The 20,807-nt window shown below is 67.4% G+C and carries 17 protein-coding genes and 1 pseudogene; 6 read left to right on the top strand and 12 right to left on the bottom strand.

The features are described from left to right. Positions 1-166 (bottom strand): annotated as a pseudogene (locus tag J2W23_RS31125) (TRAP transporter substrate-binding protein); the annotation flags it as partial. 142 nt (positions 167-308) lie between these two features. On the opposite strand from J2W23_RS31125, the gene J2W23_RS31120 reads away from it, so the two are divergent. Both J2W23_RS31120 and J2W23_RS31115 read left to right on the top strand, forming a co-directional pair. Beyond that, on the top strand, positions 309-1,091 hold the full coding sequence (locus J2W23_RS31120) for an IclR family transcriptional regulator (protein WP_176659931.1): 783 nt from the start codon (positions 309-311) through the stop codon (positions 1,089-1,091). A 145-nt stretch (positions 1,092-1,236) separates the two neighbouring features. Then, a complete protein-coding gene (locus tag J2W23_RS31115; RefSeq protein ID WP_307651469.1) occupies positions 1,237-2,112 on the top strand; it encodes an alpha/beta fold hydrolase in 876 nt (291 codons plus the stop codon). A gap of 26 nt (positions 2,113-2,138) precedes the next feature. Here the strand turns inward: J2W23_RS31115 and J2W23_RS31110 are convergent, their stop codons facing one another. The 6 genes from J2W23_RS31110 to J2W23_RS31085 are packed head-to-tail and all read right to left on the bottom strand — an operon-like array spanning position 2,139 to position 8,699. Continuing rightward, the gene (locus tag J2W23_RS31110; protein ID WP_307651468.1) at positions 2,139-3,881 is read right to left on the bottom strand and encodes an acetyl/propionyl/methylcrotonyl-CoA carboxylase subunit alpha; all 1,743 of its coding nucleotides are present in this window, start codon (positions 3,879-3,881) and stop codon (positions 2,139-2,141) included. Positions 3,882-3,903: 22 nt separating this feature from the next. Continuing rightward, positions 3,904-5,493 (bottom strand): 5-oxoprolinase subunit B/C family protein, encoded by a 1,590-nt coding sequence (locus tag J2W23_RS31105; RefSeq protein WP_307651470.1) that lies wholly within the window; start codon positions 5,491-5,493, stop codon positions 3,904-3,906. An 8-nt stretch (positions 5,494-5,501) separates the two neighbouring features. After that, complete coding sequence (locus tag J2W23_RS31100) at positions 5,502-6,272, bottom strand: LamB/YcsF family protein (protein WP_176659928.1); 771 nt, start codon at positions 6,270-6,272, stop codon at positions 5,502-5,504. Positions 6,273-6,308: 36 nt separating this feature from the next. Continuing rightward, positions 6,309-6,983: a pyroglutamyl-peptidase I gene (gene pcp / locus J2W23_RS31095; RefSeq protein WP_307651467.1), complete on the bottom strand. Its 675-nt coding sequence runs from the start codon at positions 6,981-6,983 to the stop codon at positions 6,309-6,311. 10 nt (positions 6,984-6,993) lie between these two features. Continuing rightward, positions 6,994-7,950: a DUF979 domain-containing protein gene (locus J2W23_RS31090; RefSeq protein WP_176659926.1), complete on the bottom strand. Its 957-nt coding sequence runs from the start codon at positions 7,948-7,950 to the stop codon at positions 6,994-6,996. A 5-nt stretch (positions 7,951-7,955) separates the two neighbouring features. Beyond that, a complete protein-coding gene (locus tag J2W23_RS31085; RefSeq protein ID WP_307651466.1) occupies positions 7,956-8,699 on the bottom strand; it encodes a DUF969 domain-containing protein in 744 nt (247 codons plus the stop codon). Between the two features lie 76 nt (positions 8,700-8,775). Between J2W23_RS31085 and J2W23_RS31080 the strand changes: the two genes are divergently transcribed. Together J2W23_RS31080 and J2W23_RS31075 are read left to right on the top strand one after the other, a co-directional pair. Then, complete coding sequence (locus J2W23_RS31080; RefSeq protein WP_307651465.1) at positions 8,776-8,988, top strand: hypothetical protein; 213 nt, start codon at positions 8,776-8,778, stop codon at positions 8,986-8,988. Then, on the top strand, positions 8,985-9,689 hold the full coding sequence (locus tag J2W23_RS31075; protein WP_307651464.1) for a GntR family transcriptional regulator: 705 nt from the start codon (positions 8,985-8,987) through the stop codon (positions 9,687-9,689). The genes J2W23_RS31080 and J2W23_RS31075 overlap by 4 nt, the downstream gene beginning before the upstream one ends. A 27-nt stretch (positions 9,690-9,716) precedes the next feature. Here the strand turns inward: J2W23_RS31075 and J2W23_RS31070 are convergent, their stop codons facing one another. From J2W23_RS31070 to J2W23_RS31050, 5 genes are all read right to left on the bottom strand, one after another. Further along, on the bottom strand, positions 9,717-9,983 hold the full coding sequence (locus J2W23_RS31070) for a hypothetical protein (protein WP_176659923.1): 267 nt from the start codon (positions 9,981-9,983) through the stop codon (positions 9,717-9,719). Positions 9,984-10,009: 26 nt separating this feature from the next. Further along, positions 10,010-11,635, bottom strand: a complete 1,626-nt coding sequence (locus tag J2W23_RS31065; protein WP_307651463.1) for a hypothetical protein — start codon at positions 11,633-11,635, stop codon at positions 10,010-10,012. Between the two features lie 381 nt (positions 11,636-12,016). Beyond that, a complete protein-coding gene (locus tag J2W23_RS31060; RefSeq protein ID WP_307651462.1) occupies positions 12,017-12,874 on the bottom strand; it encodes a fumarylacetoacetate hydrolase family protein in 858 nt (285 codons plus the stop codon). Positions 12,875-12,927: 53 nt separating this feature from the next. Next, positions 12,928-13,680 (bottom strand): 2-amino-5-chloromuconate deaminase CnbZ, encoded by a 753-nt coding sequence (cnbZ, locus tag J2W23_RS31055; RefSeq protein ID WP_307651461.1) that lies wholly within the window; start codon positions 13,678-13,680, stop codon positions 12,928-12,930. 105 nt (positions 13,681-13,785) lie between these two features. Then, positions 13,786-18,522 (bottom strand): Ig-like domain-containing protein, encoded by a 4,737-nt coding sequence (locus tag J2W23_RS31050; protein ID WP_307651460.1) that lies wholly within the window; start codon positions 18,520-18,522, stop codon positions 13,786-13,788. Positions 18,523-18,749: 227 nt separating this feature from the next. Between J2W23_RS31050 and J2W23_RS31045 the strand changes: the two genes are divergently transcribed. Then, on the top strand, positions 18,750-20,327 hold the full coding sequence (locus tag J2W23_RS31045; protein WP_176659919.1) for an ABC transporter substrate-binding protein: 1,578 nt from the start codon (positions 18,750-18,752) through the stop codon (positions 20,325-20,327). A 10-nt stretch (positions 20,328-20,337) separates the two neighbouring features. Next, on the top strand, positions 20,338-20,807 hold a 470-nt coding region (locus J2W23_RS31040; RefSeq protein ID WP_307651459.1), incomplete at its 3' end, for an ABC transporter permease.

The following is a 20,807-nucleotide window of genomic DNA, read 5'->3' as shown; positions in this document are numbered from 1 at the left end:
CTGCGAGCAGTTCGGCGAATCGCTTGACGCCGAAGCTCACGGGGTGGTCGGCGTTGTTCAGGTGGCCGAAGCGGATCACGCGATCCTGCTGCGCCTGCGCCAAGGCGGGAGCGACCAGTGCGAGGGCAAGGCCGGCGGTGGCCAGCGAGCGGTAAAGCGTTCTCAAGATTGGATCTCCAGCTTCGATGTAAGGGATGCGTGTCGGGGCGATCCACTGGCGCCTCGACCTCTGGCGGCGCGATCTTAATCGTCAAGTGGAAAATCTTTCTACTAGTGAAAACACTTGGCAAAATGCTAAAGTTGCCCGCATGACCGCCATACTCGAACGCAGCTTCAAGGTGCTTGAACACCTGGCCGGCCACCCCGAAGGCCGCGCCCTGTCGGCGCTCTCCGCGGAACTGGAAATGCCCTTGAGCGCCACCCATCGCCTGCTGAGCGAACTGGTGCGTTGCGGCTATGTGCGGCAGGACCAGAGCCATGGCGACTACATGCTCACGATCAAGCTCGTGTCGCTCGGCCTGAGCTTCCTGAGCAACAGCGGCATCGTGGACATCGCCCAGCCGCTGCTCGACAGGCTCGCAGCCCGTTCGGGCGAGCTGGTGCGGCTTGCGGTGGTCGATGGCGATGAACTGACCTTCGTGGCCAAGGCACAGGGCGCCACGCGCGGCCTGCGCTACGACCCGGACATGGGCCTGTCGGTCAACCTCTCGTGCAGCTCGGCCGGCCACGCGTGGCTCTCGACGATGACGGACGAGCAGGCGCTCCAACTGGTCGCCAGGCAAGGCTTCGGACAACCCGAGGACTTCGGCCCGAAAGCCCCGACCACGGTCAAGGCGCTGCTGGCCTTCTTGCGCGCGGCGCGCAAGCGCGGCTTCTCGATGATCAGCGAGGTGTTCGCCCCCGCGATGACGGCCATGGCTGCGCCGGTGCGCAGCGGCAACGGCGCGGTGATCGGCGTGATCACGATCGCGGGGCCGATGGTGCGCCTGACCGAGGAACGCATGCTGGAGCTGGGGCCCGTGCTTCTCGAATCGGCGGAAGAACTGGCGCGCGCGAGCGGTGCGTCCATGCACTTCAAGAAGCGGGCCTGAAGCGCCACGCGCGTGCGCCGCCCTCAGTCCCGGCCTACGGGATCCGTCGGCGCACGCTGACCATCGACACCTGCCAAAGAATTTTTAACCTCCTGCCATGCCGCGCCGGACACGGGTCCGGCCAGCCAATGAACAGGAGAAGCGCATGGACACCCACGTGCGACATCGCCGCATTCATGTGGGCGACGTCGAAACCTTCTACCGCGAGGCGGGCCCGGCCGATGCGCCCATCGTCCTGCTGCCGCACGGCTACCCGTGCTCGTCGTACGAGTTTCGCAACCTCATGCCGCGGCTGGCCGACCGCTGGCGGCTGCTCGCGCCGGACTATCCCGGCGCGGGCTACAGCGCGACACCGGAAGGCTTCGACTACAGCTTCAATGGCTATGCGGACTTTCTCGACGGCTTCGTGAAGACGCTCGGCATCGAGCGCTTCGCCCTGTACCTGCACGACTTCGGCTCACCGATCGGTGCGCGCCTGGCCATCAAGGCGCCTGGGCGCGTGGTGGCGCTCATCATCCAGAACGGCGACATTCCTTACGAGGATGCGCTGGGGCCGAAGTACGCCGAGATCGAGAACACCTGGACGCTGCCGCGGGCGCAGATGCGCGCGAAGCTGGCCGAGGCGATCACCGAAGAAGTGTTCAGGGAGGAGTTCCTCAACGCAGTGAGGCCCGAGCTCGCCGAGCGCATTCCTCCGGATCTGTGGAAGCTGCACTGGCCGCTGGTCACGCCAAGGCGCAAGGAGATCGCGATCGACCTGATCGCGGGCCTGAAGGAAAACCGCGCCTGGTTTCCACAGCACCGCCGGTACCTCGCCGAGCACCGCCCGCCGACGCTGATCGTGTGGGGACCGCAGGACCACTACATGCCGGAGAAGTCGGGGCGCGCCTATCTTCGGGACCTGCCGGATGCCGAGTTCCATCTGCTGGACGGCGGGCACTGGCTGCTGGAGACGCACCTGGATGAAGTGGTGGCGCTGATGCGCGACTTCCTGGGGCGGGTGCATGCGCCGCCCGGGTGATGCCGCCTTGCGCCGGCTGCGCATGCTCACTCGATGGTCGCGATCGTCGCTCCCACCGCCACGTAGCCCCCCGCCGCCACCGACAACGCGATGCGCCCCGCGCGATGGGCAACGACCTGCATCTCCATCTTCATCGCTTCCATCACCGCGACGACGGCGCCCTCTGCGACCTCGTCGCCATCCGCCACCTTCCATCCTTGCAGCGTGCCCGAGACCGGCGCGGCCACGGCGGCGGCATCGGCCGCGACAGCCACCGGCGCGTTCGCAACGCCGGGCACGGAACCGCCCGCGGCAGAGGCCGACGACAAGCCACGCAGCAGCTCGGCCGGCAGCCCGAGCGACATGCGCCGCCCGTCGATCTCGATGGCCGTGCGATGCAGCGATGCATCCGGCAGCGGATCGGGCCGCACGCCCGCCGCTTCGTCGTTCGCAAAATCCGTCTCGATCCAGCGCGTGTGGACCTTGAAGGCGTCTTCCGAAACGAAGTCCGGGTGCCGCATCACCGCGCGGTGAAACGGCAGCACCGTCGCCAGGCCTTCGATGCGGAACTCGTCAAGCGCGCGGCGTGCGCGTGCAATGGCCTGTGCACGCGTGGCGCCGGTGACGATGAGCTTGGCCATCAGCGAATCGAAGGTTCCGGGCACCTGCGAGCCGGCGTCGACGCCCGTGTCCACGCGCACGCCCGGACCCGACGGCGCATCGAACACGCGGACCGGACCGGGCGACGGCAGGAAGCCGCACCCCACGTCTTCGGCGTTGATGCGGAACTCGAAGGAATGGCCGCGCGGCACGGGCGTCTCGGTGACCGACAGCGGCAGGCCTTCGGCGATGCGCAGCTGCTCGATCACGAGGTCGATGCCGGCGGTTTCCTCGGTCACTGGGTGCTCGACCTGCAGGCGCGTGTTGACCTCGAGGAAGGAGATCGCGCCGCTCGCGCTCAGCATGAACTCGACCGTGCCGGCGCCGGTGTAGCCGGCGGCCGCGCAGATGTCGCGCGCCGACTGGTGGATGCGCTCGCGCTGCGTCTCGCTCAGGAACGGCGCGGGCGCCTCCTCCACGAGCTTCTGGTTGCGCCGCTGCAGCGAGCAGTCGCGCGTGCCGAGCACGACGACGTTGCCGTGCGTGTCGGCCAGCACCTGCGCCTCGACGTGGCGCGGACGGTCCAGGAACTGCTCGACGTAGCACTCGCCGCGGCCGAAGGCGGTGATGGCCTCGCGCACGGCCGATTCGAAAAGGCCTTCGACTTCGTCGAGCCGCCATGCCACCTTGATGCCGCGTCCGCCGCCGCCGAATGCGGCCTTGATCGCGATCGGCAGGCCGTGCTGCTCGGCGAAGGCGAGCACTTCGCTGGCGTCCTTCACCGGATCGGCCGTGCCCGCGACGAGCGGCGCGCCCACTTTCAAGGCGAGCTTGCGTGCCTGCACCTTGTCGCCGAGCGTGGCGATGGCCGCGGGCGAAGGGCCGATCCACGTGAGGCCGGCGTCGATCACCGCCTGCGCGAAGGCCGCGCTTTCGGAGAGGAAGCCGTAGCCCGGGTGCACGGCGTCGGCGCCGCTGCGCTTGGCAACAGCCAGCAGCTTGGGAATGTTCAGGTAGGTGTCGGCGGGGCGATGGCCGTCCAGGCCGTAGGCCTCGTCGGCCCTGCGCACGTGCAGCGCATTCAGGTCGGGGTCGGCGTAGACGGCGACCGACTGCACGCCGTGGTCGGCACAGGCGCGCGCGATGCGCACGGCGATTTCGCCGCGGTTGGCGATCAGGACTTTTTTCATCGGTGGACGCTCTCGATCTGAATCAAAGAATATCGACGGGGCCCTGGCCCGGCCGACGTTGGAAGCGGACGCGGGCGTTCAAGGGAATCTGCCCCGCACGGTCCAGGTGGTAGGTGGCGACCGACGCGATCACCGGGTAGCCGCCGGTGAGCGGGTGGTCGGCCAGGAACAGCACGGGCTGGCCGCTGGGCGGCACCTGGATCGAGCCCCTCGCAGTGCCCTCGCTGGGCAGCTCGGCGGTGTTGGCGCGCACCAGCGGCTCTTCGCCGTTCAGGCGGATGCCGACGCGGTTGGACTGCGGCGTCACCGACCATGCCTGGCCGCACAGGCGCTCCAGCGCATCGGCCGTGAACCAGTCGGTGCGAGGACCGAGCACGATGTCGAGCACGACTTCTTCCTGCACGGTGGGCAGGTCGGCCGGCGGCGCTTCGGCGGCGCCGACGATGGCGCCCATGGCCACGGCGCGCACCGCCAGCACATCGCCCGCAGCCACGGCCGGCGGGCCGATGCGGGCCAGCGTGTCGGTTGCGCAGCTGCCCAGCACGGGCGCCACGGCGAAACCGCCGCGCACGGCCAGGTAGCTGCGGATGCCGGCGACGGGTTCGCCGAAGGTCACGGTGTCGCCGTCGGCCAGCGCAACGGGCTGGTAGCGCGGCAGCGGCCATTGCGCGCCGCCGGCACGGGTCAGCGTGAGGGGACCGTCTGCGCCGGTGACGGCGATCACGGCCTCGCCGCGACAGACGAACCGGAAGCCGCCATAGGCCAGCTCGAGGCAGGCCACATCCGACGCATTGCCGACCAGTCGATTCGCCGCCTGCAGCGAGCGCTGATCCATCGCGCCGGAGGCGGACACGCCCTGCCCGGCCTGGCCATGGCGGCCGCCGTCCTGCCACAGGGCCTGCAGGCCGGCGGCGCGGACCTCGAAGGCGCTGCCGCCCTCGATGGCCACGGGCGCGGGCGCCGCGGCAACTTTCCCGGCCGCGGGCAACGCCACCTTCGACGACGCGGCATCGACGAAGCGCACCGTGTCGCCGGGCTGCAGCAGCGCCGGCGTTTCGCGCGACAGGTCCCACATGGGCGTGTCGGTCACGCCGATGATCTGCCAGCCGCCGGGGCTGGCCTGCGGGTACACGCCGCTGAAGCTGCCCGCGAGCCCGACCGCACCGGCCGGGATGCGGGTGCGCGGCACCGCGCGGCGCGGCACGTTCAGGCTGGGGTGGCCGCCGCTCAGGTAGGCGAAGCCGGGCGCAAAGCCGGTGAAGGCGACGGTGTAGTCGCTGCCGGTATGGCGGCGAACCAGCTCCTCGGGTGCGATGCCGAGCAGGCCGGCCACTTCGGCGATGTCTTCGCCGTCGTAGCGCACGGGAATCTCGATGCGCTTGTCGACGCGCGTCTCGCGGGCGTCGAGCTTTCGCTGGCGCACGGCGTGTGCCAGTGCGGCGGCCGACAGCACGGCGGGGCGGAAGGTGATGAGGATGGTGCGCGCGGCGGGCACCAGCTCGTCGATGCCGGCAATGGGCTCGGCACGCAGCGAGGCCAGCAGCGCGAGGGTCTGCGCCAAGTCCTCGAGCTCGACCAGCACGGCATTCAGGTTGACGCGAAGAAAGCGCATCGATGCCGTCATGCGGTCGCTGCCTCGGCAAAGGGGCGGATCGTCACGCCGGCCTGCACCAGCCGTTCGCGCACGCGTCGCGCCATCTCGACCGCACCGGGGCTGTCGCCATGCACGCAGATCGAATCGGCGCGGATGCGCACCACGCTGCCGTCGATGGCGGTGACCGTGCCCTCGTTCGCGAGCCGCAGCATGCGCTCGGCCACGTCGTGGGCGTCGTGCAGCACGGCGCCGGGTTCGCGGCGCGACACCAGCGTGCCCTGCGGCGTGTAGGCGCGATCGGCAAAGGCCTCGGCCACCACGCGCAGGCCCTCGGCCTCGGCCCAGCCGAGGAGCGGCGAACCCGCGAGGGCGACGAGCACGAGGCTGGGGTCGATCTCGCGGATCGCGGCGACGACATCGCGTGCCTGGCGCGCGTCGTGCGCGATGGTGTTGTAGAGCGCACCGTGCGGCTTCACGTAGCGCACCTCGGTGCCGGCCGCTGCGGCCAGGCCCTTCAGGGCGCCGATCTGGTAGATCACGTCGGCGCGCAGGTCGGCACTGTCCACGTCCATGTTGCGGCGGCCGAAGCCGACCAGGTCGCGGTAGGCCACATGGGCGCCGACCGCGACGCCGCGCTCCTTCGCCTGGCGCAGCGTGCGCAGGATGCCCGCGGGGTCGCCCGCATGGAAACCGCAGGCCACGTTGGCGCTGCTCACGATGTCCAGCATGGCGGCGTCGTCGCCCATGCGCCAGACGCCGAGGCTCTCGCCGAGGTCACTGTTCAAGTCGATGTTCATGTTCGTCTCCGGCGTGCATGCACGCATGCCTTGGGGTCAATGCAGCCGGCCGGCGGTCTCGCGCACGTCGTCGCGCACGGTGAGCGCGGTGCGTATCGCCACGCGGAAGGCCTCCACCTGCGCGGCCAGCGCCATGCTCGCCACGCCGGGTTTCGAGGCGGCCTGCTCGGGCAGGTAGGGCACGTGGACGAAGCCGCCGCGCGTGTGCGCCAGCGCCGGGCGCGTCGCAAGCCGGTGCATCAGCGCGTAGAAGATGTGGTTGCACACGAAGGTGCCGGCGCTGTTCGACACGGCCGCGGGCAGGCCCGCCGCGCGCATGTCGCGCACCATGGCCTTGATCGGCAGCGTCGAGAAGTAGGCCGCCGGGCCGTCCCTGACCACGGGGAGGTCGATGGGCTGCTGTCCGGCGTTGTCGGGAATGCGCGCGTCGTCGATGTTCAGCGCGGCGCGCTCCATCGAAATCTCGGTGCGCCCGCCCGCCGCGCCGACGCACAGCACCAGCTGCAGTGGCGGGCCGGTCAACGCGGCGTCGAGCGCATCGATCGCACGGCCGAACACGCAGGGCAGCTGCACCGCCCGCACCACGGCGCCTTCGCAGGCCCAGCCGTCCAGCGCGCGGGCGATCTCCCATGCAGGGTTGACCGCGTCGTTCTCGAAGGGCTCGAAGCCCGCGACCAGCACCCGGGGGGCCTTCGCATCGAAGGTGGTCATGCACGGCGCCTCAGCGGAACATCAGGAAGTACAGCAGGAAGATGTTGACCACCAGCAGCGCGGCCGCGGTCGGAATCTGCACCTTGATCACCGCGTTCTTGTCGGGCAGCTCCAGCAGCGCCGCGGGCACGATGTTGAAGTTGGCCGCCATCGGCGTCATGAGCGTGCCGCAGTAGCCCGAGAACATGCCGATGGCCGCCATCACCGCCGGGTCGCCGTGGTACACGCCCACCAGCACCGGCACGCCGACGCCGCCCGTCATCACCGGAAAGGCCGCGAAGCCGTTGCCCATGATGATGGTGAAGAGCGCCATGCCCAGCACGTACACCGCGACGGCCACGAAGCGGATGTCCATGTTGATGTAGCTGGTGGTGATGTGCGCCACCGCCTTGCCCACGCCGGCATCGGAGAACACCAGGCCCAGCATGCCGAGCATCTGCGGCAGCACCACCGCCCAGCCGAGCGCGTCGGTCAGGCGGCGCGATTCGCGCATGCCCTGCACGGGCGTCTCGCGCGTCAGCCAGCAGGCCAGCGCCAGCGCCACCACGCAGCCCACGCCCAGGCTCACCAGCGTGGTGTTCTTGGGATCGAGCAGCAGCGTGCCGCCCAGCTTGATGTGGCTCATGCCCACGGTGCCGATCACGGTGACCAGCGGGATCGCCAGTGCCGGGATGAACAGCTTGTTGCCCAGGCGCGTGGCGCTGGCCTGGTACTGCTCGGGCGTGGGTTCGCGGTGCTTGCCCGCACCGACGCCGCGCAGGCCGGCAATGACGGCCATGCCGATCGCGCCGACGCCGACCACCTCGGGCGGCAGTTTGTCGCCGACCAGGAAGACCAGCGCGTAGATGCCCCAGAAGAGCGCGCTGGTGTAGCGCTTGGGATGCTGGCGGTCGGCCAGCGTCATCGCCGCCGTGACGGCGAGGATGAAACCGACCAGGAGATACAGGTGCTGGATCGAGAGAATCATGATGATCAGCGTCCTTCCTTGGCGGGCACGGCGGTGGCGACGGACAGATCGGCCTGCGCCGCGCCGTCCAGTTCACGGGCCAGCGCCTGGTCGAGCCGGCGCAGGCGCCAGGCGTGGATGATGAAAGCGGCAATCGCCGTCGGGATGCCCCACATCGCGATGTGCAGCGGCTCCACGTCGATGCCGGCCTCGTGCAGGAAGGTGGTCATGAGCACGATGGCGCCGAAGGCCACGAAGATGTCTTCGCCGAAGAACAGGCCCACGTTGTCGGTGGCCGCGGCATAGGCGCGCAGCTTGTGGCGGATGCGGTCGGGCAGCTTGCCGTAGCGGGTCTCGGTGGCGCCTTCGGCCATCGGGGCGAGCAGCGGACGCACCATCTGCGGATGGCCGCCCAGGCTGGTCAGGCCCATGGCCGCGGTGAGCTCGCGTGCGGCCAGGTAGACGATCAGCAGGCGGCCGGCGGTGGCCGACTTGATGCGGCTGATCCAGTTCTGCGCATGCTGGCGCAGGCCGTGGCGCTCCAGCAGCCCGATCACCGCCAGGGGCAGAAGAATGATCAGCGGCAGGTTGCGCGTCTTGATGAAGCCGGTGCCGATGGCCGCAAGGATCGCCATCGGGCTGAAGCCGGCGGCGAACGCCGTCACGATGGCCGTGACGATCACCACCAGCATCGGATTGAAGCGCAGGATGAACCCCGCAATGATCACGGCCACGCCGATCAGCGGCCACAGGGGGACTTCAGGTGTCATGGTTGGTCTTTCGTTGCAATGCAAAAACAACCGGCTGCGGGCGCCGGCGCGGTCGATTGATGCAACCTCCATGCCAATGAATGAGCAATTCATTCCTCATGAATCACCTATTCATAACAAGTTGTTGAACAATTTCAAGAAGTATGCCCAACAACAGTGCCTGTATGCCCCCATGAAAACCCTGAAATGGATGCTTTTCGGTGCGTCGGCGCGGCGTCGCGCGGCGGACGTCTGTTACAACGCAGGCTCGCTGCGCCCCTCTCTTTCCCCGACCGATCGACCGGCATGACCCCACTGGATTCCCCCGCCTCCTCCGCTTCGCCGGCCGCCGGCCTGCTCACGCTCAACGACCGGGTGGCAGAGCTGATTCGCCAGAAGATCATGAAGGGCGAGTTCTCGCCGGGACAGCGGCTGTCGGAGGCCGCGCTGGCAGAAAGCCTGGAGATCTCGCGCAATACCCTGCGCGAGGTGTTCCGCACGCTGACCAAGGAGGGCCTGCTCAAGCACGCGCCCAACCGCGGCGTGTTCGTGGCGGTGCCGAGCATCGCGTCGATCATCGACATCTACCGGGTGCGCCGGCTCATCGAGTGCCAGGCGCTGGCGCAGGCCTATCCGCGCCACCCCGCCAAGAAGCACATGCGCGAGGCGGTCGAGACGGCACTGAAGTGCCGCGACGCCGGCGACTGGCTCGGCGTGGGCACGGCCAACATGGAGTTCCACAAGGGCATCGTCGAGCTGGCCGACAGCGAACGGCTCAACGTGCTGTTCGCCCACGTCCTGGTCGAGTTGCGGCTGGCATTCGGCCTGCTGAAAGACCCCGAGTTCCTGCACGCGCCCTACGTGGACATGAACACGAAGCTGCTCGAGCTCATCGAGGCCGGCAAGTTCGCCGAGGGCTCGGCGGCGCTGAACGAGTACCTCATCCACTCCGAACGCATCGTGCTCGCGGTGTATGCGCGGCAGATGCCGGACGGCGGGTTCGACAACTAGCCGGTTCGCGCCGGCCGTTCCTTCCGGCTATTTCTTCTTGGGGGCCAGATCGAGCGGGCTGGCCGGCAGGTCGGTACGGGAAGGCTCGGGCTTGTTCGCGATCTTGCAGTCCTGGTCCTTGTACGGACCGGCCTCGCGCACCCAATCGGGACTGATCGGATGCTGCGCGCAGACGGCCTTGCCGCTGGCCTTGTTGCGCATCAGGTAGAAGCTGTCGGTGGGTTGGGCCAGGGCCGCGCCCGACAACGCCAGTCCGACGATGCCGATGAAGAGTTGGTGATGGTGTTGTTTCATGTCCATGCCTCCTTGATGAAACGTTGTCAGTGTGCCGGCGCCGACAGGGTCTTCGCCAGAGCGATCACCAGGTTGCGGCCCTGGGCCACGATGGAATCGCGGAAGCCCTCGAAGGTTGCATCCGTGATCTTGCCGTCGCTGTCCGTGCCGAAGGTCGTCATGACCGGCGTGTGGATGTGCCCGGCGGGAATGTTCAGCTTGAAGGTGTCGCGCAGCAGGGTGTTGCGGTACGCGCTGGCGTTGGAGAGGTAGTTGCCGCCGCCGCCCGTGCGGGCGCAGTTGTTGTCCAGCGGGCCCAGCGCGTCTTTCTTGCACGGCTGCACGTTGTAGGTGTCGCGCCGAATCACGCTCCAGCCGCCCGGTGCGCCTGTGTCGCGGTTGATGACGCCTTCGCCGGTCTTCGCATCGATCATGGCCTGGAACGGCAATGTCGATACCGTGAACTGCGGCGGCGTCTCCTTGGCCCAGGGCCGCGGCATGTAGCCGAGCCAGCGCTCCGGCGGATAGATGTCGCAGTCCAGCACCGAAGGGAACCTGTCGCCGTCCATGCAGGCGGGCCAGACGTTGTCGTTGCCCGGGATGCTGGCCAGGTGGTAGCGCCCGTTGAAGTGCTCCAGGTGGAAGGCACCGCCGCCCTGGCTCATGGAGATGGACGCGTCCACGCGCTTGGGCCCGGGCTTGAACCAGGGCCCCAGCGTGTCTTCCTGCATGCCCTGCAGGAAGGGCGGGTAGTTCACGGGCAGGATGAAGGTGTGGATGACCGCCGTGGTGCCGTCCCCCAGCGCCACGGTGTTGCCGTCCAGCGAGAGGATGGTCGCCCCCGAAGGGTTGCCGATGCGGATGCTCGGGTTGCCATGGACGCCCGGCGTGCCCAGCGTGAAGGGATCGAAGCCGCTGACCAGGATGCGCTTGTGGCCCGCGCCTTCCGGGAAGTCGATCGCGTACTGGCCGCGCGACGCGCGCTCGAATTCGTTCTCCAGTGCGGCGCGCTGCGCGTCGTCGAGCGGGAAGTCGGGCTTCCACTGGCGCAGCGCGAGCGTCATCGTCAGACGCGCCCAGTACAACATGCGGTCGTCGCTCTGCGGCAGGCTGCCCTCGACGTTACGACCCTGCACCCGGTCCACCGCGGCCCGCCACAGCTGCTGGCCTTCGGCCTTCAGCAGGGTCACGGCCTCGTCGTAGTTCGACGCGCCGGCAAGACCGTCCTTGCACAGCTTGAGCGCGAACGCCGGCCCGAACTTGTCGAAGCCGCTGGCCTGCAGCAACTGCTGCGAGAAGCTCATCGCATCGCTGTCGTCGAGCTTGTTCACCAGGCGCTGCTCTTCGTACGAGGCCTGGACACTGGTGTCCATCGCGCATTTGGCCTGGACAGGCGGCACCGGGGGATTCGTCGTCGGCGGCACGGCGGGCGGCGGCGATGCGCCCGCAGCGGCCGCCGCGTTGGCTGCGTTGACGGCGGCGATGGCCGCGAGCGTGGATGGGTCGGGCCCGCCGCCATCTCCGCCGCCTCCGCATCCCGCCAGCACCGCCGCGCAGATGCCCAGCCCCAGCGCATTCCGGCGCCAGGAGACGCCGCCTTGCCGGAGGGCCGCCGCATCTTTCGCTTCGCAGTCGCCCCTCGCCGAGCGGCGCAGATGAAAGTCACTTGCCATAACGAATCGCTCCCGTGAACTTGATGTGTGACAGACAGGAAAAAAGAAAGCCTTGGACTGGTCGCCGCCAGCCTCAAGAATTGATCAACACAATCTTCTGCGTCGACATCGAACACATCTATCAAGTTGAGTTCGATTGATATTTTGTTGAACAATTAAACATATGCTGCCCCATCAGGTCAGCCATGAAATCAGTGCAAACCCGCAAAGCAAGGACATGGACGTCCTCGCATCGAGCAATGGGAAGTGGCCGCGACGAGGCGCACGCGACAGGAGCGCTACGCACCCGGGCGCAGGCAAGGCGACGGAAAAAGGCCGAACGTGCCGGCCGGCCTCGGACCACGGCTTGCCGAGTTCACCGGCAAGCAAAGCAGGGCCTGCTCAGCCTTGCGGGCTGCCGCCCTGCACCACAACCTGCCGCTGCGTGCCCAGGCCTTGGATGCCCAGCGTGACGACGTCGCCGCTCTTCAGGTAGACCGGCGGCTTCAGTCCCATGCCCACGCCGGGCGGGGTTCCCGTGGCAATGATGTCCCCCGGATGGAGGCTCATGAACTGCGAGAGATAGGCGATGAGATAACGCACCCCGTAGACCATGGTGGCCGTGGAGCCGTTCTGCCGCCGCACGCCGTTGACCTCCAGCCACATGTCCAGCTGCTGCGGGTCGGGCACTTCATCGGGCGTCACGAGCCAGGGCCCGACCGGTCCGAAGGTGTCGGCCGACTTGCCCTTGGTCCACTGGCCCTGGCGCTCGGTCTGGAAGGCGCGCTCCGACACGTCGTTGATCAGGCAATACCCCGCGACATGGTCCATCGCCTCCGCCTCGCCGATGTACTTCGCGGTCTTTCCGATCACGATCCCCAGCTCCACCTCCCAATCGGTCTTGGTCGCGCCGCGCGGAATTTCCAGCGGGTCGTGCGGTCCTCCGATGGCCGAGGTTGCCTTCAGGAAAACGATGGGCTCGGGCGGCACCGTGGCCCCCGTCTCGGCCGCGTGGTCCGAGTAGTTGAGTCCGATGCAGATGAACTTGCCCGTGCCGGCCACGCAGGCACCGATCCGCGGAGCGCCCTCCACCAGCGGAAGCGTCCGCGGGTCCAGGGCGGCAATGCGGGCGAGGCCCGAAGGCAGCAGCACGTCGTGTGCGATGTCTCTCACGTGGGCGGAGAGGTCGCGCAAGCGGCCTTCCGCATCGAGCATGGCGGGCTTCTCCTGGCCGGCAGCTCCATAGCGCAGCAGTTTCATTCTTCGTGGTTTCTTGGATGTCTTGGCGAGGGCTGGCTGTCAGCTGCGCACGGTCAGGTCGCGACGCGTTCGAACTGGACGCTGCGGCAATCCATCTCGTATTCGAGGTCGATCACCGGTGGCCGGTTGTAGTGCCAGGTCAGCCCGTGCCGGGCGGCGCCGCGCTTGACGATCTCGTCCGCGATGAAGGGATGGATGTCGTGCACCGTGTACAGCTGCGATCCGGTGGTGCTCGCCCAGGTGAAGCCCAGCGATGCCAGGCGCCGTTCCATTTCATCGAGCACCCACTGGGCCTTCTTGAGGATGGCGGGCGGCGAGGTGTCGCCCAGGCCCACCGCATGGTCGCGGTAGTGCCCCTTGCCTTCGGGCGCCTCGGCACTTCCGGCCACCACGAACGAAGCCGCCGCCGAGGCGTCGGGCACGGTGTAGCTGAACGCATGGAACGAGGGCTCCGGCGGCGGCGAAACCGCCGGGCACACGTTGCTTCGCGCCACCGGATTGACGTCACCGATGAAGAGGCCCCACTCTTTCAACGTTCCCACGTACAGGTTGTTGAACTCGACAAAGCCTTGTTCGGTGAACGGTGCGGGCGAGCGCAATTCACACGCGCAAAAGGCCGCCAGCGGACGTGAGGCTTCTTCCAGGATTTCCTTGATGCGCTGAAAGCCCTGCTTCAGGGGCAGAGGCTCCAGGAATCGCACGCGCTCGATGCGAAACCCAGGTTCGGCGGCCACGCCAGCCGAATACTGCTGGACGCCCGGAATGAACCGATAGCCACCCGGGAGGGAAAGTTGAAGTGCCGACACGTGATTTCCTTTTGTGGAGAGAGCGAGAGAGAAAGAGAAGAGAAGAAAGGGAACGGACACGCCCCGGGGCCTTCAGCCAGGTCGCGACGTGTCCGTTCTGCCGGGTCAGGGAATCTGGCTCCATCGCTGGTTGGCGCCGCCATGGCAGGCGTAGGTGGACAGCGCCGTTCCCTGCGTGGTCGAAGAGCCGGGGACATCGAGGCAAGCGTTGGGCGACACCCGGTTGCGCAGCGTCGCCCCGACCACGCTCCACTGCGTGGCCACGCCCGCCGTGCACGCCAGCTGCACCAGAGGGCCGCCGCCGGTGTTGGTGTTGCCCTGTGCCAGGCACAAGCCACTGTGCTTGGCGACGAACTGGCTGTAGCCGCCGCTGCTGTTGACGGTGAAGGTCTCGTTGTTGCCGTTGCCGCAGGCCCACTGCACCACCGTGGCGCCGCTGGCCGTCGAGCCGCCCGACACGTTGACGCACAGATTGCTGACCTCCGAGCGGATGCGCGTGTCGAAAGCCGGCGCCGTGTCGAGCGATTTCACGTACTCGCCCAACGCCAGCAGGTCGGCCGCCGGCAGGCTGGAGGCATTGCCATGGCCGCTTGTGAGCACGTCCTGCAGCGTGGCCTTCTGGCCGTTGTGGAAGAACGTCGGGTTGCTCCAGGTGCCGTAGAGCGTCGGCGTGTCGAAGCCCACGCCGGTCAGCGGCTGGTTGCTGCCCTTGCCCGACGAGAGCTGGATCGTTCCCACGTCATGCCGCAGTCCGTCGCGCAGGCTGCCGGCCGTGTGGCAGGTCGCGCACTGCGCGGTGTTGAACACCGTCTGGCCGCGCACGGCGTCCACGCTGAGGTTGCCGTCCGCCGTGCGGGCGGGGCTGCGCATGTACTTGTTCAGCGAGTTCAGGTAGGCCGCGAGATCGTCCAGCTGTGCATTGCGGCCCGCCTTGGGCACGCCGAGCGGATCGCCCGTGGCCGAGAAGTCGGCGTTCGAGAGGAAGCCCGTGCCGCCGAATTCGTTGCGGATGTCGTGCTCGAAGTCCTGCACCTCGTCGAAGTTGGCCGTCCAGTGCAGCTTGCCGTGGCCGGTGCCGCGACGTCCCTGCAGGCTGATGGTGCGGCGCAGGCCTTCGCCGCGCTGCGTGAAGTCCCACACCATGCCGTCGTCGCCGGCATCCGCATGGCAGCTCGCGCACGACATGTAGTTGTTCATGCTCATGCGCCGGTCGGACGCGTTGTAGAACACCTGCTTGCCACGCAGCGCCGCGGGCGACATCGGCTCCTGCGCGACCGTGGTGACGCTCTGCAGAAAGACCGGTGCCGCCGTTTCCGAGGACAGCACCGAGGCCACGTCGTGCACCGACACCGAGCGCGCAAGGAAGTTGTTGACGAACAGGCGCTTCCTCGCCGCGTCCAGGTACAGGCCGTGCGGCGCGCTGCTGGCGTTGATCTCGCCGCGCACCGAACGGTTGTATGCGTCGACGATGGCCACGCTGTTGCCCTCCATCTGCGCCACGAAGATGTAGTCGCCGCTCGGCGAATACAGCGCGGCGCGTGCGGGGGCGCGGTCGTTGAAGTCGATCTGCTCGCTGAACACTTCCGAAGCCGTCTGCAGGTTCACTTGCGAGAGGATCGACCGCACGGTCTTGTCGTGCTCCAGCGGCAGGCCGTCGCGGAAGGTTCCGCGCACGATGTTGTCTTTCTTGGAGGGCAGGAGCGCACGCGCGCCGTCGGGGGAAATCACCACCTGGCTCAGGTAGTTGGGCACGCCGCGCGCGGCGGCCTCGGTGTCCACCGTGGTCGTGTCGACCGCGAGCGCAATCGTGGTGGCGCCGCTGAAGCTCTGCAGGTTCACCTTGTGCAACTGCCCGCCCGTCATCTTCGACTTGAAGCGCGTCACATAGGCCGATTGCGAACCCGCATCGACCGCGATGCCGCGCACGGCGCCTTCCAGGGCAAGCGTGCCGGTGGTGCTGCCGTTGCTCGGGTCGAAGCTCATCAGCATCGACTTGCTTTCCAGCGTCAGGAGGCCCTTGGCCCCATTGGGCGTGAAGACGACGCCGTAGGGGCCGCTGCCGTAGGCGAGCGGCACGGTGGCCGAGACGCTGCCGTCGGCCGCGTTGAGCGCCACCAGCTTGTCGTCGCCCTGCACCGCAACCCAGATGCGGCCGTCGGGGCCGACCGCCAGTGTCTTCGGCTCCTCGCCCACGCGCACTTCCCAGCGCTTGGCCAGCGTCTGTGCGTCGATGGCGGCGACCGTGCCGCTGTCGGGGTTGACCGAATACACCGAGTTCGCATCGCCCGCGATGTTGGTGGTGTGCGTCGGCGCCAGCGCCGTGACGGGCGCGATCACCGTGAGGTTGTACGTGTAGAAGGTCTCCTGGCCGTTCGCTGCCTTCACCGTCAGCGTCACGGTGTAGTGGCCGGGCCGCGTGTAGGTGTGCGTGACGCCGGGCTGGGTGGCGTATGCGCTCTGCATGCCATCGCCGAAGTTCCAGCGGAACTGCGCGCCGCTGCTGCCCAGCGTGGCCGGGTTGAAGCTCAGCTGGCCGTTGACGATCTTCGGTGCGCCGGCAATGCCCGGATCGCCGATCACGGCCTGCTCCCGGAGCGCGGCCACGTCGCTGTCGCCAAGCACGCGGCCGTACACGCGCACCTCGGCCAGCGTGCCCTTGAAGAGCGCGGTGTTGCCCTGGATCTGGCCCAGGACCTTGAACTTGGTCGACAGGCCCTTGGTGCCGGTGGGGCCGGTCGAAGTGGTCTTCACGCCGTCGACGTACACCGCCTGCGCGCCCGAGGCCGCGTCGCGCGTCAGCACCACGTGGTGCCAGTTGCCGTCGTTCACGGCCGCCTGCGAACGCGTGCCCGCATCGTCGCCCACCGACAGCTTGATCTTGCCGGTGCTGTCGAGCCAGCCCCAGAACACGTCGTCGACGCCCGGCGACTGGTCGCGCCCGAAGATGCCGGGCGCGGTCCACGAACTCGCACCACCTGCCTGCGTGGTCTTCATGTAGAAGCTCAGCGATGCGGTGCCGCCCAGCGTGGTGGCCACGGCGTCGTTCTTCAGCTGCACGCCCGTGGTGCGGTTCGCGAAGTTCAGGCCGATGCTCTCGAACGCATCGCCGGTGGCGGGCGTGCCGTTGTTGGCGCTGATCTGGTCGCCAAGGTTGCCCGTCAGCGGCCAGTGGTGCATCAAGCTGATGTCGCTCGCGTTGCCGGTGTTGAAGGTCGAGCGGTAGTCCGCGCCGATGGCGTTGCCCGCATAGTCCTTCAGGCCGTTGGCCGGCAGGAATACCTCATAGCTCGTGCCCGGTTGCAGCGGCTGCTCGGGGTGGAAGTTGACGATGCCCAACTGCACGCTGTAGGTGCCCGCCAGCGTGTTGCCGCCCACCGGGCGCACGATGAAGGTGTTGGAATTCACGCTCTCGGGGCGGATGCTGTCCGTCATGCCCAGGCCGATGCGGGAGGTCAGCGCCTGCTGCTTCGCACCGTTGGCGGGCGAGACCTGTTTCACTTCGGGTTTGGTGGTGTCCGGGGCCACCGCATGCACGATGAAGCCACTGCCCGAGCCGTGGTCGTTGCCTACGTAGACCAGGTTTCCGAAGGGCGACACCTGGCCATGGTCGGAGCTAGAGAAATGGGGATCCGACTCCACGAAAAGTCCGCCGCGCCCAACCTCGACGTGGTTGAGCGGGTTGCTCACATCGACCTTGTGAATGTAGTTCTGCGCACCCTGGAAAACATAGTGGTCCTGCGTGCCGCAGTACAACTGCTGGTTGATCACGAGCCGGTTGTCCTCCGCCACGAAGCGCGATCGGTCGCTGAGGTCGTAGCCGAACATCTTGCCGCCGCTTTCCTGTGCGGAGGCGTAGACCTTCTTGCCGTCGAAGCAGGTGGCGTAGTAGTTGGGCGTTGCCCCCGCAACGGCGTCGAGCACCTTGGGATTCAGCGGGTCTGAAATGTCCAGGCTGGCGAAGCCGCTGGTGTTCGTCATCGAAGTCAGCACCATGTGGTTGCCCATGGTGAAGATCGGCCCCACGCGAAAGCCGCCGAGCTCGCCGGTCGGCACCGGGTTGGGCTTGCCGGCACCGCGGTTCGCGAGGACGGCGTTGGCCGGGTCCCTGGCGTCGATGATGAAGATCCCCTGCTCCGCCGCCGCCACATACAGATAGGGCGCCTGCCACCAGAGCTGCCAGCTCACGTTGCCGTAGTCGCCCTTGTTGACGTTGGGCAGCACCAGCTTCTTGACCTGCTTGATGTCGTTGATGTCGGTGAAGTCCCAGAACTCGACGCCGAAGACGCTGGGCATGGCCACGTACTGCTTGCCGCCGATGTTGGCGACGCCGATGGCATGCGGCTCCCTGAATTCCTTGGTGCGGCCGTCCGGCTCGTAGATCCGCTTGGCGAGCTTGATGTTGCGCGGATCTGAAATGTCGTAGAGCAGGAAGCCCCCGGGGCCCAAGCCGCCATCGGGGGCGAACGTCGTCAGGAAGTAGCCGTTGATCATGAGCCCCACGTTCTGGCCGTAGTGGTACTTGGTGTACCCGGCGGTGGGATGCGTCACGCTGCCACCGGGAATCTTCGGCACGTCGCCGCCGATGCCGGCGCCAGCGCCGGTATCGGACTCTTCATAGATCCTGGAGATGGGCTTGAACAGTTCGGCCTGCGTGTAGGTGAGGTTGCCCATTCCGGGCCCCTGCAGCGGCAACGGATCGGCCATGAGATCGGCGGCGGCGGAAGCCATGCCGGTGGCGGCCTTCCTGATCGTGTCCAGAGGGTTCACCCCGGTGATCGCCGCATGCGTCAGCAAGGCGCAGCAGAACAGGGAACCTACCGCAAGAACTTTCTTGATGCTCATTTTTCATCCTCGCAAATTCGATCGGACGCCATCTTTCGGTGGGAAAAGATTCGACCGGAATCTAGCAGCGGATCGATGCGCGAATGGCATTGAATTTCGAATGGAGGGTTCTAATATTCAGATCAGTCCTCAGGGTAAATGGTGATGTTTTGGCATGGGTTGTGCTTCAGAGTTCGGGCCTGAAAAGGGAATCCATTGCCAACCCGCTCGCCATGAAAGAACGTCCCATGCCCCACGCCCCTCTTGTCCGGCGCCTGCCCAGGCTGTCGAAGCGCAGCCTGCTGGGTGCGTCTCTCCTTGCGATGCTGTGCGCGGCGCTGCCGCATCACGAGGCGCATGCCCAGGGGCCGCGCAATTTCGCCACGCTCGCGATGGTGGCCGAGCCGCAGACGCTCGACCCGATGGCCTCCACGGCCGACCTGGTCGGAACCATCATGCAGCACGTGTACGAGACGCTCTACACCTTCGACGCCAAGTGGAACGTGGTGCCGATGCTGGCCGAGAGCAGCCCCAAGATCTCCGCCGACGGCAAGACCTACGCGATCACCTTGCGCAAGGGCGTGATGCTGCACAACGGCCGCGAGCTCAATGCCGACGATGTGGTGGCGAGCCTGCAGCGCTGGATGGACCAGTCGCCGCGTGGCAAGGCGGTCAGCAAGGAAATCGAGACGCTCAAGGCCAAGGGCCCGCTCGCGGTCGAGATCGTGCTGAAGGCGCCCTACGCGCCGCTGCTCTCGCAATTGGCGCTGCCCAGCAATGGCACGGCCGCGATGATGGCCAAGGAATCGATGGCCTCCCCGCTCAAGGAGTTCGTAGGCACGGGCCCCTACAAGTTCAAGGAGCGCCGCCCCGACCAGTTCGTGCTGCTCACCCGCTTCGACAAGTACGCCGCACGCAAGGAACCCGCGAGCGGCTACGGCGGCAAGCGCGAGGCGGCGATCGAAGAGCTGCGCTTCGTGCCCGTGCCCAACGCCAGCACACGCGTCGAAGGTGCGCTTGCAGGCCAGTACGACTTCGCCGACCTGCTGCCGGTGGAAGCCCTGCCGCGCCTGGAGAAGGCCAGCGGCAAGACCGTGCCGATCATCACGCCGTCCTTCGGTTTTCCCCTGGTGGTCTTCAACACCAAGGAAGGTGCGGTCGCCCAGCAGGCCGTGCGCCACGCGATCCAGACCGCACTCGGCGAAGGCGAAATGCTCGCCGCCGGTTTCGGCGACACGCGCTTCTTCGTGGCCGAGGCCAACCACTTCCCCAAGGGCTCGCCGTTCTATTCGACCGCCGGCGGCGACCAGTACAACCAGCGCAACGCGGCCAAGGCCAAGGACCTGGCGGCCAAGGCTGGCTACAAGGGCGATCCGATCCGCGTGCTCACCAGCCGCCAGTACGACTTCCACTACAACATGTCGCTGCTCATGGCCGAGCAGTTGAAGCGCGCAGGCTTCAAGGTCGACCTCAACGTGGTCGACTGGGCCACGCTCACCCAGCGCCGAAACGACCCGCGTCTGTGGGAGATCTTCATCACCCACTCGGGGCTCTTCCCCGAACCGATGCTCTCGCCGCCGCAGTTGGGCGACGGTGCACCGGGATGGTGGGACTCCCCCGCCAAGAAGGCCGCACTGAGCACGTTCAACACCGAGAGCGATCCGGCCAAGCGCGGCGCGCTGTGGGGCAAGGTGCAGCAAGTGGTGTACGACGAGGTGCCGTACATCAGCGTCGGCAAATTCAACGCCCTCTCGGCCAGGAGCCCGGCGCTGGACAACTACCAGCCCACGAACTGGCCGTTCTTCTGGAACGTGAAGATCAAGTAAGGGGCGCGCCTTGTTTCGCTACATCGCCTCCCGCGCAGGCGGGATGCTCATCGTGCTGGCCATCGTGGCGGTGCTGGTCTTCGTGCTCACGCGCGCCGCCTCGGGCGACCCGGTCTCGGTGCTGCTGGGCGACCAGGCCACGGCCGCCGACATCGCGCGCGTGCAGAAGGAATACGGCCTCGACAAGCCGCTGCCCGTGCAGTTCGGCTACTGGCTGCGCGAAGTGCTGCAGGGCAACCTGGGCACCTCGATCTTCCTGCAGCGCCCGGTGACGCAGGCGCTGTGGGAGCGCGCCGAGCCCACCACCTTGCTCGCACTCCTGGCGGTAGCCATCGCAGCCTTGATCGGCGTGCCCTGCGGAATCGTCTCGGCCGTGTTCCGCGGCCGCATGGTCGACCAGCTCTTCACCGGCATCGCGATGCTCGGCGCAAGCATCCCGAGCTTCTGGCTCGGGATCGTGCTGATCCAGATCTTCGCGGT

This window comes from Variovorax boronicumulans (genome assembly GCF_030812215.1).
Taxonomy (GTDB): domain Bacteria; phylum Pseudomonadota; class Gammaproteobacteria; order Burkholderiales; family Burkholderiaceae_C; genus Variovorax; species Variovorax boronicumulans_C.
Note: the sequence above shows the minus strand (reverse complement) of the source record. Positions and strands in the feature narration are given on the sequence as shown.

Coding starts and splice junctions, on each gene's coding strand:
- J2W23_RS31120 (WP_176659931.1), top strand. CDS start 309: ATGACCGCCATACTCGAACGCAGCTTCAAGGTGCTTGAACACCTGGCC.
- J2W23_RS31115 (WP_307651469.1), top strand. CDS start 1,237: ATGGACACCCACGTGCGACATCGCCGCATTCATGTGGGCGACGTCGAA.
- J2W23_RS31110 (WP_307651468.1), bottom strand. CDS start 3,881: ATGAAAAAAGTCCTGATCGCCAACCGCGGCGAAATCGCCGTGCGCATC.
- J2W23_RS31105 (WP_307651470.1), bottom strand. CDS start 5,493: ATGCGCTTTCTTCGCGTCAACCTGAATGCCGTGCTGGTCGAGCTCGAG.
- J2W23_RS31100 (WP_176659928.1), bottom strand. CDS start 6,272: ATGAACATCGACTTGAACAGTGACCTCGGCGAGAGCCTCGGCGTCTGG.
- pcp (WP_307651467.1), bottom strand. CDS start 6,983: ATGACCACCTTCGATGCGAAGGCCCCCCGGGTGCTGGTCGCGGGCTTC.
- J2W23_RS31090 (WP_176659926.1), bottom strand. CDS start 7,950: ATGATTCTCTCGATCCAGCACCTGTATCTCCTGGTCGGTTTCATCCTC.
- J2W23_RS31085 (WP_307651466.1), bottom strand. CDS start 8,699: ATGACACCTGAAGTCCCCCTGTGGCCGCTGATCGGCGTGGCCGTGATC.
- J2W23_RS31080 (WP_307651465.1), top strand. CDS start 8,776: ATGAATGAGCAATTCATTCCTCATGAATCACCTATTCATAACAAGTTG.
- J2W23_RS31075 (WP_307651464.1), top strand. CDS start 8,985: ATGACCCCACTGGATTCCCCCGCCTCCTCCGCTTCGCCGGCCGCCGGC.
- J2W23_RS31070 (WP_176659923.1), bottom strand. CDS start 9,983: ATGAAACAACACCATCACCAACTCTTCATCGGCATCGTCGGACTGGCG.
- J2W23_RS31065 (WP_307651463.1), bottom strand. CDS start 11,635: ATGGCAAGTGACTTTCATCTGCGCCGCTCGGCGAGGGGCGACTGCGAA.
- J2W23_RS31060 (WP_307651462.1), bottom strand. CDS start 12,874: ATGAAACTGCTGCGCTATGGAGCTGCCGGCCAGGAGAAGCCCGCCATG.
- J2W23_RS31050 (WP_307651460.1), bottom strand. CDS start 18,522: ATGAGCATCAAGAAAGTTCTTGCGGTAGGTTCCCTGTTCTGCTGCGCC.
- J2W23_RS31045 (WP_176659919.1), top strand. CDS start 18,750: ATGCCCCACGCCCCTCTTGTCCGGCGCCTGCCCAGGCTGTCGAAGCGC.